Raw genomic sequence first — 14485 nt, 5'->3', positions numbered from 1 at the left:
GCATGCCTGCGATGTCCTGCATCGATTGCATCCGTGCCGCGTCTGCGCGGCTCCTCGGGCTGGCCACATGGCGTTCGTCCGGCCTGCGCGGGGCCGGCGTCGCGCTGGCGCTGGCCACTTTTGTCGCGCCTGCGCAGGCCGCCGCGTTGTCGCCGCGGCGGCTGGTGGAGGTGGCCGACCTGACGGCGCCGGTGGTGTCGCCCGACGGCCGCTACGTCGCGTTCCGCCTCGACCAGGCGTCGGTGGAGCGCAATACCTACGACTGCGCCTGGTACGTGCAGCGCATCGACGCGGTGGGGCCGCCGTTGCGCGTGGCCGATGGCGGCACGTTGCTGCGCAACTCGGCGGGGGAACCGCTGCTGCCGGAGGTGCGCTGGTCGCCTGACGGACGTTGGATCTACTTCATCGGCTTGCTGCAGGACCGGGTGGATGTCTGGCGCGCGGCGGCCGATGGCTCGGGCGCCCATGCCGTCACCCAGGACCCGGCGGATGTGCGCGGGTTCGCGCTGGATGCCAGCGGTCGCTTCGTGACCTATCGCGTCGGCGCCACCCGCGAACAGGTGCGCAGAGCGGAGGTGGACGAGTACGACCAGGGCATCCGCATCGACGCGTCGGTCCCCGTGGGGCAGGGCCTGTTCCGCTCCGGCGCAGTGGGTGGGCGGCTCGCCACGCAACGCCTGGGGGCGTGGTTCGATCGGGTGCCGCTGCTGGCGGATGCGCCGGACCGTTGGAAGCGCATCGATACCGCCACGGGCGCGGTGCAGGATGTGGCGGCGTCCGAGCGTCCGCCGGCACCGCTGGGAATCGACGCGCTACCCGCCCAGGTACCGACGCCGTGGAAGCTGGAGCAGGACCCCGGCAGCGCGCGCGTCGCGGTGCTGACCCGGGTGGGCGATGGCGCAGGGCTGCTCGAACGGCCCGACGTCCAGCTCGGGGTGCTCGCCGATGTCCACAGCGGTCAGGCACAGCCATGCGCAGCGGCGGCGTGCATGGGCAAGGCGATCACGCGGATGCAATGGCGACCCGGCAGCGACGAGGTGCTTTTTACGGTGACCGATCCGCGACAAGGCCTGGCGCAGTCGATTTTCCGATGGAACGTCGCCACCGGGCAGGTACGTGAGGTCCTGCGCGGGCACGGTCTGCTCAGCGGTGGGCGCGATCGTTCCAGTCCGTGCGGACTGTCGGCGGCGGCGCTGGTCTGCGTGGCGGCGGATGCCGGGCGGCCGCCCTACCTGCTGAAGATCGACATCGCCAGCGGAGCGCAACAGGTCCTGTTCGAACCGAATCGCGCGCTGGCGCAGGACCTGGCCAGTGCGATGCCGGTGCAACTGCTGCGCTGGCACGATGCGAAGGGGCGCCTGTTCACCGGCCAGTTCTATCCGGCCCGCCGGCGCGGCCAGGACGCTGCGCCCTTGTTCGTCACCTACTACGTGTGCCCGGGATTCGTGCGCGGCGGCGTCGGCGACGAGTGGCCGCTGGCGTCGCTTGCCGAGCGCGGTGTGGCCGCGCTGTGCATCAACGCCGCGCCGTACCGGCTGGATGCGCTCGAGCGCTACGACACCGGCCTTGCGGCGATCGACAGCGCCGTGCGCCTGCTTGCCACCCGGGGCCAGGCCGACCCTTCCAAGGTGGGGATGGGCGGACTGAGTTTCGGTACCGAAATGACGCTGTGGGCGATGATGCACTCGGACCTGCTGGCCGCCGCGTCGGTGAGTTCGCCAGGGATTTCGCGGCAGTACTACCTGTTGGGAAGCCTGCGTGGCGAGCCATTCGCCAGCGGCTTGCGCAATTTCTGGCAGGCGGGTGCGCCGGACGAAACACCGGCGCAATGGCAGCGCCTGTCGCCGGACATGAATCTGCGGCGCATGCGGATTCCATTGTTGATGCAGATGCCGGAGCAGGAATACATGCACACCCTGGACTTCGCGATTCCCTTGATCCGCGAACGGCGCGCGGACCTGTATGTGTTTCCGAACGAGCCGCACCAGAAGTTCCAGCCCAGGCACAAGTTGGCCGTGTACGAGCGCAATCTGGACTGGTTCGTTTTCTGGCTGATGGGCGAGCAGGATCCGGCCCCTGCCAAGACGGCGCAGTATGCGCACTGGCGCGCGATGCGGGACGGCATCGCGCGAGCGTACAGATAATGGCGATGCCGGCGCCTAGTTCTGTTGATGGATCCAGTTCTCGACCCGACACAGGTCGAGGATGCGCAGGAACGACCAGTCGCGCTGCGGCAGGTGGGTCTGGACGAAGCGGGTGAGTGCATCGGGATCGAGCATGCCGCGTGCGCACAGCTGTCCGGACAGCAGGAACTCCAGCATCTGCAGCTTGTTGCGCTGGTACGCCTCGCCAAGATAGGCGATGAAGGTGCCCTTGCTGCGCCGCGCCAGTACCGCTGCAGGCAGGCAGTCGGCGAAGGCCGCGCGCGCGACCGCGCGGTGATGTCCGCCCGCGATCCACATCCAGGACGGTACATGCAGGCAGGCCTCCACGACCGGTTGCGCCAGCAAGGGCATGCGCAACAGGCGCCTGTGCCTGCGCGGCGCGTAGTCCATGAAGATCTGGTTGCCGGCCAGTTCGAAGATGCGCTCGCGGTCGCCGGGCAAGGCATCAGCCGGTGCCTGCAGCCATGGATGCTGCAGCGGAGCGTGGCTGGCGGCGGATGGCACGAGAAACGAGGGGTCGGTCCGGTACGCCGCCTGCGGCCTGCGCAACCGCTTGCGCAGCGTCAGCTGCAGCGCACGCCATACCGTGCATTGGTGCAGGTCCGCCAGGTCGCGTACCGTGCGCAGACCGGCGGCCACGCCGCGTTCCTTGAACGCGTCCACTGCCGGGGCCGCGGTTCTCAGGTAGCCGAACACCGTATCTCCTCCCGCGCCGGAGAACGCACTGTTGGCCATGCATGCGTCGCCGGCCGCAGCCATCGCCGTGTCGATCGCGTACTGCAGCGGTCCGACGCTGGGCCTGACCGGATCGGCAGGGTCGTCGAAGCGGAACGCACACGATGCGATCGGCAGCATCTCGCTGCGCAGCGGGGCGTGGAGGTCGGCGGCGACGAGGCGCGCATACGATCGCTCGTCGCCGCCTGGGACCGCTGTGACCAGCGTGGAGCAGGTGATGGTGGCGGCGCTGTCGCGCAGGCAGGCGGCGACGATCGAGGAATCCAACCCGCCGGACAGCTCCAGGAGCACGGAACGGTCGACCGCGGCGTAGGCGCGCACGGCTGTTTCCACGGCATGGCGAACGGCGTCGGCGGCCTCCTGCAAGTCGGTGTATCGGGTTGTCGGGGCCACGTGCTCCCAGGGCGACCATCCCGGTTCGCCAATGGCGTCGGACCGGCGCAGATGGAGCAGCATTCCGGGAAGCACTTCGCTGATGCCGGCCAGCGCCGTGCGTTCTGTTCTGAGGTAGGGATAGCGCAGGAACTGGGCGAGATAGTCCCAGTCGATGCAGCGCCGGTAGGCGCCGAAGTCGTTGGCCAGCGCGACATGGGATGCGACGCAGCCGGCGCCGTCGCGCCAGATGTAGATGCAGGCCAGTGCGCCGGAGACGGAGGGCGAGCGGGTGATGGTATGGCCGCACCGATCCGGCGATGGCTGGACCAGGATGTAGTCGCCCCAGCAATGCCGCAGGATGTGCCGGCGCAGATGTGCTGCGTCGGCCAGTGCGGGGAGTTGGCTGTCGCCGAGAATGGCGACGCCGGCGCGGTCGAACAGCTGCCCGACCAGTACGCCGCCATGGGGGAGGGGCAGGGTTGGTGTCGCTGCGGACGCGAACAGGCGCATCGTGGCGGCGCCGGAGCAGTCGCGTTCCTGGAGGTCCTGCGGCGCGAGGACCTGTGGTGCAGGGCGATCGCATCCCGCATCGTCGCGCAACAGGAGGATGTAGCGATAGCCCATCTAGAACACCCCGATCGGCGTGTAGGCGTTGGCGTTGCCGACGGTGTCATTGAGCACCATGTCGCCGCTCTGGACCCAGCTGTGCGCCGAGAACGGGATGCCGATGACGCCAAACACGACCATGGCGTGGAGGCGACGCCTGGCCAGGAACAGCGCCAGCGCAATGGAATCCAGCAGACAGGTAGGCGCCACGGGGACGTACAGGCGCACGCGGTTGAATGCGCGCGCGGCATCGACCAGTTCGGTTGCGGTTGCCCTGTGCACGCGCTGCGTCGCCGCAGTGGTGTGCCGTTGTCGATCGCGCGCCATGCCGGCCAGCGCTTCGTTCAGTGGGCGTGTCTTCAATCGCAGCAGCGCCGAGGCCACTGCGGCGGAGACGTCGAGCAAGGGGGCGAGCCTGAGGCCGGGCGCGTTCGGCGCCTGCTCCAGCGCGCTGCGCGCCGGAGGTTGGATCGCGCAGGGTTGCGCCGGGGAATCTGTCAAGCGCATGCGCGCGACGAGGCTCTGATCGAGCAGGGCCGCGACATCCGCGGCCGGGTCGCCTTGCAGGTAGCGAAGGTAGGCGTGTTCCATCGCCGGCGGCAGTCGGAAATAACGATCCTGGTGCGTATCCAGGAAGATCAGATGATCGCTGGACTGGCAGAACCACAGGTCGTTCCGGAGCTTGTAGGCCATTGCACTCTCCGCGGGCGAGTGGCGCGCCTTTCGGCGCGCCTGGGTGCTCATTCCTCGGAAATGCCCGGCATGGACTGGCCGCCGACGGCCTCGGTATTGAAGGCGCCGCCCTTGGTTTCGACGCTGGCAATGCCGAGCATGACGACGGTGGCCTGCCCGGCTTCGTCGCGCGCAGCGATTTCGCTGTTCTTGTCCATCTCTGTCTCCTTCGGTTGCACCATGGCGATTCCATGGCACGGACAGGGTGCGCGCCGGATATTTTAATTTTCAAATTATTTTTGTTGTGCAAGCGCTTAATTCTTCCGCGGGCGTCGGCAACGTTCGCATCGTGCGCGATGGAGGCTGCGGTCGAGCCCTTGGGGGTGCACGGAGGCGGATGTTGCAAGGATTCCATACGCCAGGCGTGGGCCGGCCCGCTGGCGATCAGCGCAGCGTGGCGAGCGCCGCAATGGTCGACGTGCCTAGGGGGGGCGTGCTGGTTGCGCTCAGCGAATGCTGTCGCGGCCGTCGTTCAACATCGCCACGATGCGCGGCACGTGTTGCAAACGCCTTTCGTGATAGCCGCGTACCGCCGCGCCGAGCGCTGCCATATCGCGTTCGCGCCAGTGCCGGCGCAGCTCCAGAAGCTCTTCCCCGGCGTTTTCCAACAGATATTGCTTGGCATGGCGTATCGGTGCCAGACGGTCGTTGGCCCGCCTGACCGCATGGTGCAGGCAGCGATGCCCGGTCGTGCCGGCGATCGTGTCGAAGAGCTGCCATGTCATCTTCACGACATCGGCGCCGCCGCATTCCGGCAGCACCTCCTGGGGCCTGGCGGCGGTCGCGGCGACGCCGATATCGCAGGCCATCAACAGCAGGCGTTGCATCCAGTCGTAGAGGTCGCGCAGTGCGACTTCGGTCGGCAACGGGACATGCAGTCCGTTGCGCGCGTGATCGGCAAGCAGGCCCGCGCCCACCAGGCGATACAAGGCGAAGCGCACCGGCGTGGGACTGGTGCGGAACTCGGCGGCCAGGCTGGCCGGGTCGATCCGCTGCCCCGGCAGGTAACGTCCCGACTGCAGCGCGCGCCGGACCTGTGCGTAGACCAACGCACTCTTGGAATGGATCGCACTCATAGCGGAACTCCATGTCTGCGTATGACGGCCTCCCAGGCGGGATAATACAAAGGATTGATCAGCGGGCAAGGCAGGGCGCGTGTCGCAGGATCGTTGTCTGGGGCGGTGCCGCTGGTCAGTCGTGCTTGCAGCGCAGGATCTCTTCGTTCGAAACGGACGATGCCGATATCTCCAACGAAGAGGGTGTCGCCTGCGAAATGGTCGCCGTCGGTATTGCCCGACGTCGCTGCGCTCACTTAATTGCGACAGCGGCGCTGGCGCAAACGCGACCTGCGGCCGCCGCGGCGTGCGGAGCGACATTTTCGTCGCGCCCGTGCCCGGCGTTTTTCTGCTTGCCGGTTGCGCCATGCATGTCCTTCGCCATGCCATGCAACGTCATGGGTGCAGGCATGCGCGCCGTGCCGGAAATGCGCGTTCCTGAGGTGGATGGAGCGGGACATGAGCCGAGGCCGGGTGTTGCTGGGATGGTGGCGCTGCTGGCGGAGCTTCCGGCGTGCACCACCGAAAGCTCTCTGTTCGGTGCGAGCGTGGGGGCGCGGCTGGGGCTGACGCGGGTGCATGCGGTCATCGGCCACGCCATGCAGAGGGCGTGGAGATCGTCGAGGCGGAGCCGTCTCTGCCGTGGTCTGGCATGCGCAGGCCGCCGATGCCGCGTGCGCATGACCCGCTACACTTGCCCGGTCAAGGATCTGGTGCGACCGATGAACCGCTACCGCCGCTTCGTTGCGCTGGCCCTGCTGGCCGTCTTCGCTGTCGCGCAGGCGCAGGACGCCGACCGCCGTATCGCCGTGACCATCGACGACCTGCCGTGGCAGCGCATGGGCAAGACCCCGGCCGCGCAGCTGCCGGCGTTCCACGCGCAGCTGATGGCATCGCTGAAGCAGGCCGATGTGCCCATCGTCGGCTTCGTCAACGAGGACAAGCTCGAGCAGGACGGCCAGTTGCAGCCGCAGCGGGTGGCGATGCTGCGCGACTGGCTGGATGCAGGCTACGCGCTGGGCAATCACACCTACGGCCACGTGAACCTGCACGAGGTGGGGGTGCCGGCCTACGAGGAGGCGATCGTGCGCGGCGAGCGCACCCTGCGGCCACTGCTGGCCGAGTACGCGCAGCCGCTGCGCTGGTTCCGCCACCCGTACCTGGCCACGGGCCGCAACGATGCCGATCGCGAGGCGGTGGTCGCTTTCCTCGCGGCACATGGCTACCGCGTCGCGCCGGTCACCGTGGACAACGGCGAGTGGGTGTGGGCCTTCGCCTATGCGCGGGTGCTGGAGACCGAACCGGCAGGCGCAGCGCGCGAGGCGACGTTGCTGCGGCTGCGCAAGGGCTATGTGCCGTACATGCTCAACAAGCTGGATTATTTCGAGGCGCAATCGCAGCATTTGTTCGGCCGCCGCATCGCGCAGGTGTGGCTGATGCATGCCAACGAACTCAATGCCGTCGCGTTCCCTGAGCTGATCGCCGCCACGCGTCGTCGCGGCTATGCCTTCATCACGTTGGACGAGGCGCTGCGCGATCCGGCCTACCTGCACGCGGAGGGCTATACCGGCCGCGGTGGCATCAGCTGGCTGCACCGCTGGGCCATGGCCGAGCACAAGCCCAAGGACTTCCATGCCGGCGAACCGACAGTGCCGGGCTGGGTGTTCGCGCTGGCGGCGATCGAGTCGGAATAGCGGCCGTCGGGTCGGCCTGGGCGCGCGCAGCATTCACTTTCCCGCGCGCCGCCGTGCTTCACGCTGTCCTCTTCGCGCTTTCCGCCTATGCCCATGCCCACCTCCAAGACACCGCCCTGGAAGAAACCCAAGCCGCGCGGCCAGCGTTCGCAACCGCTGTCGCCGTCGCAGCAGGCCGCGGCGCGGCAGCGCGCGAAGGAGAACGGGCGCCCGTATCCGAACCTGATCGACAACATGTGGGCGCTGCGCCAGCCGCGCGGCAATGACGCGGCGGACGATGCCGGTGCGCGATAGGCGTCGATGGCGGCGTGGCCTTGCCTGATCGGCGCGGCCGGCGGCTGCCAGCGCTGGCAGGCCACGCCGCAGACGCGGGCGTGATGCCGGTGTGGGGCGGCACAGGATGGCCGTACGTGCGCGTTCGATGAATGCCGCCGCACCGCGTTGCAGCGGTGCCCTTGGTCCCGGCCCGGCCATGCCCATGCTGTGCGTGCCGGCATCGAGCCGGTCACCTCTTCCAGGTAATGGCGATGACTCCGCAAGAACAACAGCTACTCGAAGATTTCCTGGCCCGCGTGCGCAGTGCCAGTGGCCTGGCGATGGATCCGCAGGCGGACGCGCTGATCCGCGAGCGCCTGGCCGGCCAGCCCGATGCGGCCTACCTGCTGGTGCAGCGGGCCTTGCTGCTCGAACATGCGCTGGAGAGCGCCAAGGCGCAGATCGCACAGCTGCAGCAGGCCGCGCCGCCGCCGCCGCCGGCCGCGAGTTTTCTGGGCCAGGGATTCAATGCGGGGCCGCCGCCGTTGCCGCCGGCACCCGCGCCGCAGGCGGCACCGGGATGGCGCGAGCGCCTGTTCGGCGGCGGCGCCAGCGCGCCGGAACAGGCTCCGGTCGCGGCGCCGGCCGCACGCGGTCCGAGTTTTCTCGGCACCGCGGCCACCACGGCTGCAGGCGTGGCAGGCGGCATGCTCCTGTTCGAGGGCGTGGAGAGCCTGATCGGTGGTCACCACGGCGGATTCCTCGGCGGCGGGTCGTCGCAGCCCACCGTGGTCGAGAACGTCACCAACAACTACTACGACGACGCGCCGCTGCAGGACGCCGATCAGGACTTTGCCGACGACAGCGGCCTGGATAACGACAATTGGGCGTAGGGATCCTGGCGCCCCGCTCGGCAGGCCCAGGGGTGGGTCCGCCGAGCGGGCGGTGCACGGCCATTGCGCCTGCGCGTTCCGCCCGGTGACTCTCCCGCTCCTTCCCTAGGACGCGGCTGCCACATATCCGCACTGCCGTTTCGGCCGGTGGTCGCTGCTTGTTAGCCAGTGCCAGGGTGGGGCCGCCGCGGCGGCCCCCTACCCTGGCACTGGCGATCAGTCATGGATCCAGTCTTTATTTATTCAAATTTTTCCTGTTTGCATTTGGGGGGTGAGGGGGAAGTGACTGATATACAAGTGGATCGGTAGCGGGTATGGCTTGACTATCTATTCATAATTCTATTCAATCGCTCCCATGAGCGACTCCCGCCTCCGCGAGTTGACCGCGCTGCTGCTCAGCCAGGGAGCCAGCACCGCCGCCCAGATCGGCGCGGCGCTCGGGGTCAGCCAGCCGACGGTGTCGCGCCTGTTGCTCTCCGCGGGCGACAGCGTGGTGCGTCTCGGCAAGGCCCGCGCCACCCGCTACGCGCTCCGCCGCCAGGTCGGGCGCGCCGGCAATCGCTGGCCGCTGTTCCGCATCACCGCGCACGGCCAGGCCGAGGCGCTCGGCGAGTTGCATGCACTGCACGGCGACGGCTACCTGTTCGCGCCTCGCGTTGCTTGTCCTGCGCTGCTGCATGGCGAATTCGCAAGCGGTGTGTTCCCGGGGCTGCCCTGGTTCCTCGACGACCAGCGCCCGCAAGGTTTCCTCGGGCGTGCCTTCGCGCGCCGGGTGGCCGAAGACATCGGCGCCTCGCTCGACCCGCTGCGCTGGCAGCCCGACGACATCGTGCTGGGATTGCTGCGCCACGGAGACGACCAGCCCGGCGACCTGGTCCTGGGCGAACTGGCGCTGCAACGCGCGCTGCAAGGGGGGCTGCAGCCCGCCGACACGATCGCGCCGGCGCAGCGCCAGCAGGCGTATCCGCAACGTGCCGAAGCCGCCCTGCGCGGCGAAGACGTCGGTTCCTCGGCGGGCGGCGAGCAGCCCAAGTTCGCCGCGACGCTGCAGCACGATGGACGCTTCCAGTCGGTCATCGTCAAGTTCAGCGAGCGTGCCGGCACGCCTGCCGCACAGCGGTGGGCGGACCTGCTGCGCTGCGAACAGCTTGCCGGGCAGGTGCTGCGCGCGCACGGCATGGCCGCTGCCGACAGCGAGATCGTCGACGCCGGTGGACGCGTGTTCCTGCAATCCACCCGTTTCGATCGCACGCCGGCGCTCGGCCGGCGCGGTTTCGTTTCGCTGGCCGCCTTGGACGCGGCCTATTACGGGCACGGCCGCATCGACTGGTGGGCGTTTTCCAGGCAGTTGCAGCGCGACGGTTGGCTCGATGGCGACGATGCGCGGCGGCTCGCGGTGTATGGCTGGTTCGGCGCACTGATCGGCAACAACGACATGCACCTGGGCAATGCGGGCGCGATGCTCGCCGAGACGCGTCCGCTGGCGCTGGCTCCGGCCTACGACATGCTGCCGATGGCATTCCGTCCTGCGGCGAGTGGCGAGGTGGTCGAGCGCGACTACACGCTGGCCTTGCCCGCGCCCGAGTACCGCGACGGCTGGCGCGCCGCGGCAGCGATGGCGCTGGAGTTCTGGGAGCGCGTCGCGCAGGCCGCTGCGATCTCTTCAGGCTTCCGTGGCCTGGCGACGAGCGCACACCAGCAACTCGGCCGGGCGATGCAGCGCATCGGCTGACGTCGCTGCGGCATGGCGCAGCGACGCCTTGGCAACGTCGCGCTCACGTACGCCGGACATGAGCGCCAATGGCGAGCTGAAGGTCAGCGAGGCGCAGCGGCAGGCGATCGCCCTTTGCCGGCAGCGCGACCAGACCGCCGCGCTCGGCTGCATGCAGGCATTCGGCACCACCGATGTCCGTCGGGACCTGCAAGCGGTCGATGTGCCGACCCTGGCGCTGCATGGCGATGCGGATGCAACGGTGCCGTTCGAAGGTTCCGGGCAGCGTACCCATCGCGCCATCGCCGGCCGCACGCGGGTGGTGTTGCCGGATGCGCCGCATGGCTGCAATGTCAGCCATGCCGACGCGTTCAACGCCGCGTTGCCGGCGTTCCTGGCCGAGCCGGACTGAACGCCCGTCGGCCCAATGGCGGTGGACGCATCGCCGCTGGCGATGCGTCGGGCCGCGGCTAGTTGCTGATGAACGTCGCCACGCTCTGCGGATCGACGTAGAACGCGGTCTGGCCGTTGCTGACCTGGTATGCGCCGCCGTAGCCGACGTTGACGCTGGCCGAGGTGCTGTACTTGGTGAAGCTGGCGGCGCTGCCGCTGGGCAGGCTGACCTTCAGTTCGCGGTACTGGGTGCCGGTGTTGACCGCGACCAGCACGATCTTGTTGTCGGCGCGCCTGTAGGCGGTGACCGCGACATCGCTGTAGGGCGCGGCGGTCGCGCCGATCCGCTGGGCGCCGGGGCGCACGAAGCGCGCGTACTGCGCCATCGCGTAGCCGCGCTTGCTGACCGCGCCGCCTTCGGTGATCAGGCCGTAGCTGCGGCGGATGTACCACCAGATGTAGGCGCTGTAGTTGGCGGCCATGCTCCTGTGCAGCTCGCTGGCCACGCCCAGTGCGGACGGCCAGGCGTCAGCGTCGGTGTTGTCGGTGTAGTGCTCGGTCATCCACAGCGGCTTGCCCTTGCTGCGCGCCAGCGGGTAGTCCTTCGGCTGCACGCCGTACAGATGGCCGCCGATGATGTCCACGTGCTGGCTGGCGCTGCTGTTGAGCAAGGCATCGGTCAGGGTGGGATTGAAGTTCAACGACTCGGCCGCGAGCACCTTCAGGTTGCCGAAGCCGGCGCCCTGGGCGCTGAGGAAGTTGGTGAAGTCGCTGGCGTCCCATTCCGCCGACTCGTAGTCCGGATGCCAGTCCGGCTCGTTCTGCACGGACAGCGCGTACAGCGGCGCGCCCTGGCCGGACATGTAGCTGGAAAAGTCCAGCAGGTGCTTGGCGTAGGCGCCGTCATACTGCGACAGCAGCTTGCCGCCATTGTTGAGGCTGTTGTTGGATTTCATGTACGCCGGCGGCGACCACGGCGTGGCCAGCAACACCGCGCCATGCGCACGCGCGCGCACTGCGGCCGGGACCTGCATGTTCCAGTCGGAACTGGACGGGGCGATGCGCATGCGCATGATCGACAGGCCGATCTGGCCGTTGTCGCTGCCGAAGGCCAGATCGACCTGGGCCGGGGTGAGGTCGGCGATCCAGCCGGCGCCGCTCATGCCGCCGAATCCCTGGATGGTCTGGTAGGTTTCGCTCGGGGTGAGGGTGACGTTCTGCGCCGAGGCGGGCGCGGCGGAAAGGATCGCCGTGGCCAGCGCCAGCAGCGTGGCGAGGATCCGTGGTGTTCTCATGTTCGTCTCCGGGGGAATGCAAGAGGGAGGTGCGGCAGGGCGTGACGCTACGCCGTCGCCATCACATGGACGATCGGCGCACGCGCCAACTGCGGCAACTGTGATGCAACGCGCAGGCAGCCAGGGACCGCTTCCGCGAAGCGCGCTGCAGGCGCGCGAGACGGTCGCGAGGCTGTCTGGGGACATGCGCCTGGCGCAAGCCGATGCGCTGTGCGCTGCGTTCGCCCAACTTCGTGCACGCCCATCCGGATAGATCATGCGGGCGCCGGCGCGTGGTGCCAGGGCCGCGCACGATATCCAGTGCGACGGCAGGCGATCCTGCGCAGGCAACGGCGCGATTGCCCGCTTTGTGCACAGTTGCGCACCCAAGTTCGACAAGTTGCACAAGTGGTGCCCCCCGCGCACGCGCACAATGGACGGTGGCGACGGCTCGGGGTTGCTCGCCGCCTTTCCCGCTATCGACGAGTTCGCCTATGCCATCGCCTTCCTGGTTCCCGCAGCGCGCGACCGCGCTCTTGTTCGGCACGCTGTTCGCCCTGGTGGCGGCAGTGCCAGGCGCCCGCGCGCAGGCCACGCGCTATGCCGATGCCGCGCCGTTGCTGCTGGGCGTGGCCTGGTATCCGGAGCAATGGCCGGAAGCGCAGTGGGAGCACGACCTGGCGCTGATGGAGGCGGCGCACGTGCGGGTGGTGCGGATCGGCGAGTTCGCCTGGAGCCGCATGGAGCCGCGCGAGGGCCAATACGATTTCGCGTGGATGGACCGCGCCATCGCCGCGGCCGCGCGGCACCGCATGCTGGTGGTGCTGGGCACGCCGACCGCGGCGCCGCCGGCGTGGCTGACCCAGGCCTATCCGGACACGCTGCGCGTCGGCGAGGACGGCGTGCGCGACGAGCACGGCAACCGCCAGCAGTTCTCCTTCGCCAGCGCGCGCTACCGCCGCTTCGCCCACGCCATCGCCGAGCAGATGGCGCAGCGCTATGGGCGCAATCCGCACGTGGTCGGCTGGCAGCTGGACAACGAGTACGCGCAGGCCTCGTTCGATCCGGAGGCCAAGGCGCAGTTCCATGCCTGGCTGCAGCGCAAGTACGGCAGCATCGAAGCGCTGAACCAGCGTTGGGCGACCGCGTACTGGAGCCAGACCTACAACGACTTCGCGCAGATCCCGGTGCACGAGGACGGGCAGAATCCGGCGCTGCTGCTGGAGTGGAAACGCTTCGTCAGCGACACCTGGACCGATTATTCGCGCAATCAGATCGACGCGATCCGCCCGCACGCCGATCCGCGCCAGTTCATCACCACCAACACGATGGGCTGGTTCGCCGGTTTCGATGCCTACAAGGTGCACGACGTGCTCGACATCGCCGCCTGGGACGACTACGTCGCCGGCGAGCGCTACGACTGGGTGGACAACGCGGCGCGCCACGACCTCACCCGCGGCTACAAGCAGCGCAACTACTGGGTGATGGAAACGCAGCCGGGCTTCGTCAACTGGCGCGCGACCAACGTGGCCTTGCGCAAGGGCCAGGTACGGGCGATGGCCTGGCAGGCGGTCGCGCACGGCGCCGATGCGGTCGCGTACTGGCAATGGCGCGCGGCGCCGAACGGGCAGGAGGAGTACCACGGCACGCTGGTCGGCGCCGATGGCGAGCCGGTGCCGGTGTATGCGGAGATCCAGCAGGTCGGCGCGGAGTTCGCCAAGGCCGGCGCGGCGCTGGCGGGCACCACCCCGCATGCCGAAGTGGCGTTGATCAACGATTTCGACAGCCGCTGGGCGCTGGGCTTCCAGAAGCATTCGGCCGATTTCGACCCGGTCGCGCAGATGAAGTCGTTCTACCGGCCGCTGCGGCAGCAGGCGCAGGTGGTCGACGTGGTCTCGGCGCTGGCGCCGCTGGAGGGCTACAAGCTGGTGGTCGCGCCGTCGCTCAACGTGCTCAGCGAGGCGCAGGCGCAGCGGTTGCAGGCCTACGTCGAAGCTGGCGGGCATCTGGTGCTGGGCCCGCGCAGCGCGATGAAGAATGCCGACAACGGCCTGCAGCCGCAGCGCCAGCCCGGACCGCTGGGCGCGTTGCTGGGTGGCCGCGTGCAGCAGTTCTATGCGCTGGACAAGCCGATTCCGGTCGCCGGTGCGGCCGGCGAGGGCACTGCGAAGATCTGGGCCGAGCAACTGCAGGCGCGCGCGGCGCAGACCGAGGTGCCGTTGCGCTACGGCCAGGCCAACGGCTGGCTGGACGGCGAGCCGGCGGTACTGACCCGGCGGGTCGGCAAGGGCCGCATCAGCTACGTCGGCGCCTGGCTCGACGATGCCACGCTCGACCGCCTCACCGGCGACTGGCTGCGCGCTGCGCAGGTGCGCGCGCCGCTGGCGGACGTGCCGGCGGACGTGGAGGTCGGCGTGCGCAGCGACGGCCGCCGCCGCGTGCTGGTGCTGATCAACCATGGCCGCGATGCGCAGCAGGTGCGTCTGCCGACGCCGATGCGCTCGCTGCTGGGGACGGGCGCGGCCAGCGACGTGGTGCAGCTGGCACCGGAGGACGTGGCGGTGCTGGACGACCGTCGCTGAGCGCGATCGCGATGC

At 68.9% G+C, this 14485-nt stretch carries 11 protein-coding genes and 1 pseudogene; 7 read left to right on the top strand and 5 right to left on the bottom strand.

From position 1 onward, the window contains the following. Positions 1 to 11 precede the first annotated feature (11 nt). Positions 12 to 2144 (top strand): Atxe2 family lasso peptide isopeptidase, encoded by a 2133-nt coding sequence (locus NRY95_20140; GenBank protein UYC15967.1) that lies wholly within the window; start codon positions 12 to 14, stop codon positions 2142 to 2144. Positions 2145 to 2159: 15 nt separating this feature from the next. On the opposite strand, the gene NRY95_20135 is transcribed toward NRY95_20140, so the two are convergent. From NRY95_20135 to NRY95_20120, 4 genes are all read right to left on the bottom strand, one after another. Beyond that, on the bottom strand, positions 2160 to 3785 hold the full coding sequence (locus tag NRY95_20135) for an asparagine synthase C-terminal domain-containing protein (GenBank protein ID UYC15966.1): 1626 nt from the start codon (positions 3783 to 3785) through the stop codon (positions 2160 to 2162). A gap of 114 nt (positions 3786 to 3899) precedes the next feature. Beyond that, positions 3900 to 4574: a lasso peptide biosynthesis B2 protein gene (locus NRY95_20130; GenBank protein ID UYC15965.1), complete on the bottom strand. Its 675-nt coding sequence runs from the start codon at positions 4572 to 4574 to the stop codon at positions 3900 to 3902. A gap of 47 nt (positions 4575 to 4621) precedes the next feature. Continuing rightward, positions 4622 to 4771, bottom strand: a complete 150-nt coding sequence (locus tag NRY95_20125; protein UYC15964.1) for a hypothetical protein — start codon at positions 4769 to 4771, stop codon at positions 4622 to 4624. Positions 4772 to 5059: 288 nt separating this feature from the next. After that, positions 5060 to 5689 (bottom strand): GntR family transcriptional regulator, encoded by a 630-nt coding sequence (locus NRY95_20120; GenBank protein UYC15963.1) that lies wholly within the window; start codon positions 5687 to 5689, stop codon positions 5060 to 5062. A 701-nt stretch (positions 5690 to 6390) separates the two neighbouring features. On the opposite strand from NRY95_20120, the gene NRY95_20115 reads away from it, so the two are divergent. From NRY95_20115 to NRY95_20095, 5 genes and pseudogenes are all read left to right on the top strand, one after another. After that, positions 6391 to 7362 carry a polysaccharide deacetylase family protein gene (locus NRY95_20115; GenBank protein ID UYC18651.1) on the top strand — a complete coding sequence of 324 codons (972 nt, stop codon included), beginning with the start codon at positions 6391 to 6393 and terminating at the stop codon, positions 7360 to 7362. A 93-nt stretch (positions 7363 to 7455) separates the two neighbouring features. Beyond that, the gene (locus NRY95_20110) at positions 7456 to 7656 is read left to right on the top strand and encodes a hypothetical protein (protein ID UYC15962.1); all 201 of its coding nucleotides are present in this window, start codon (positions 7456 to 7458) and stop codon (positions 7654 to 7656) included. Between the two features lie 233 nt (positions 7657 to 7889). Beyond that, the gene (locus tag NRY95_20105) at positions 7890 to 8510 is read left to right on the top strand and encodes a DUF2076 family protein (protein ID UYC15961.1); all 621 of its coding nucleotides are present in this window, start codon (positions 7890 to 7892) and stop codon (positions 8508 to 8510) included. A gap of 355 nt (positions 8511 to 8865) precedes the next feature. Then, positions 8866 to 10242, top strand: a complete 1377-nt coding sequence (yjjJ, locus tag NRY95_20100; protein ID UYC15960.1) for a type II toxin-antitoxin system HipA family toxin YjjJ — start codon at positions 8866 to 8868, stop codon at positions 10240 to 10242. Between the two features lie 61 nt (positions 10243 to 10303). Then, a pseudogene (locus NRY95_20095) lies at positions 10304 to 10633 on the top strand (alpha/beta hydrolase). 58 nt (positions 10634 to 10691) lie between these two features. Here NRY95_20095 and NRY95_20090 read toward each other — a convergent pair. Beyond that, positions 10692 to 11909: a xylanase gene (locus NRY95_20090; protein ID UYC15959.1), complete on the bottom strand. Its 1218-nt coding sequence runs from the start codon at positions 11907 to 11909 to the stop codon at positions 10692 to 10694. Between the two features lie 473 nt (positions 11910 to 12382). Here NRY95_20090 and NRY95_20085 point away from each other — a divergent pair, with 473 nt between their 5' ends. Further along, positions 12383 to 14470 (top strand): beta-galactosidase, encoded by a 2088-nt coding sequence (locus NRY95_20085; GenBank protein UYC15958.1) that lies wholly within the window; start codon positions 12383 to 12385, stop codon positions 14468 to 14470. Positions 14471 to 14485: the final 15 nt, after the last annotated feature.

Origin of the sequence: Xanthomonas campestris pv. phormiicola, from assembly GCA_025666215.1 — a bacterium.
In the GTDB taxonomy this organism is placed as follows: Bacteria; Pseudomonadota; Gammaproteobacteria; order Xanthomonadales; family Xanthomonadaceae; genus Xanthomonas_A; species Xanthomonas_A campestris_A.
The sequence above is the reverse complement of the archived record's forward strand: the minus strand, read 5'-3'. Positions and strand labels throughout refer to the sequence as shown.

Coding starts and splice junctions, on each gene's coding strand:
- NRY95_20140 (UYC15967.1), top strand. CDS start 12: ATGTCCTGCATCGATTGCATCCGTGCCGCGTCTGCGCGGCTCCTCGGG.
- NRY95_20135 (UYC15966.1), bottom strand. CDS start 3,785: ATGCGCCTGTTCGCGTCCGCAGCGACACCAACCCTGCCCCTCCCCCAT.
- NRY95_20130 (UYC15965.1), bottom strand. CDS start 4,574: ATGGCCTACAAGCTCCGGAACGACCTGTGGTTCTGCCAGTCCAGCGAT.
- NRY95_20125 (UYC15964.1), bottom strand. CDS start 4,771: ATGGACAAGAACAGCGAAATCGCTGCGCGCGACGAAGCCGGGCAGGCC.
- NRY95_20120 (UYC15963.1), bottom strand. CDS start 5,689: ATGAGTGCGATCCATTCCAAGAGTGCGTTGGTCTACGCACAGGTCCGG.
- NRY95_20115 (UYC18651.1), top strand. CDS start 6,391: ATGAACCGCTACCGCCGCTTCGTTGCGCTGGCCCTGCTGGCCGTCTTC.
- NRY95_20110 (UYC15962.1), top strand. CDS start 7,456: ATGCCCACCTCCAAGACACCGCCCTGGAAGAAACCCAAGCCGCGCGGC.
- NRY95_20105 (UYC15961.1), top strand. CDS start 7,890: ATGACTCCGCAAGAACAACAGCTACTCGAAGATTTCCTGGCCCGCGTG.
- yjjJ (UYC15960.1), top strand. CDS start 8,866: ATGAGCGACTCCCGCCTCCGCGAGTTGACCGCGCTGCTGCTCAGCCAG.
- NRY95_20090 (UYC15959.1), bottom strand. CDS start 11,909: ATGAGAACACCACGGATCCTCGCCACGCTGCTGGCGCTGGCCACGGCG.
- NRY95_20085 (UYC15958.1), top strand. CDS start 12,383: ATGCCATCGCCTTCCTGGTTCCCGCAGCGCGCGACCGCGCTCTTGTTC.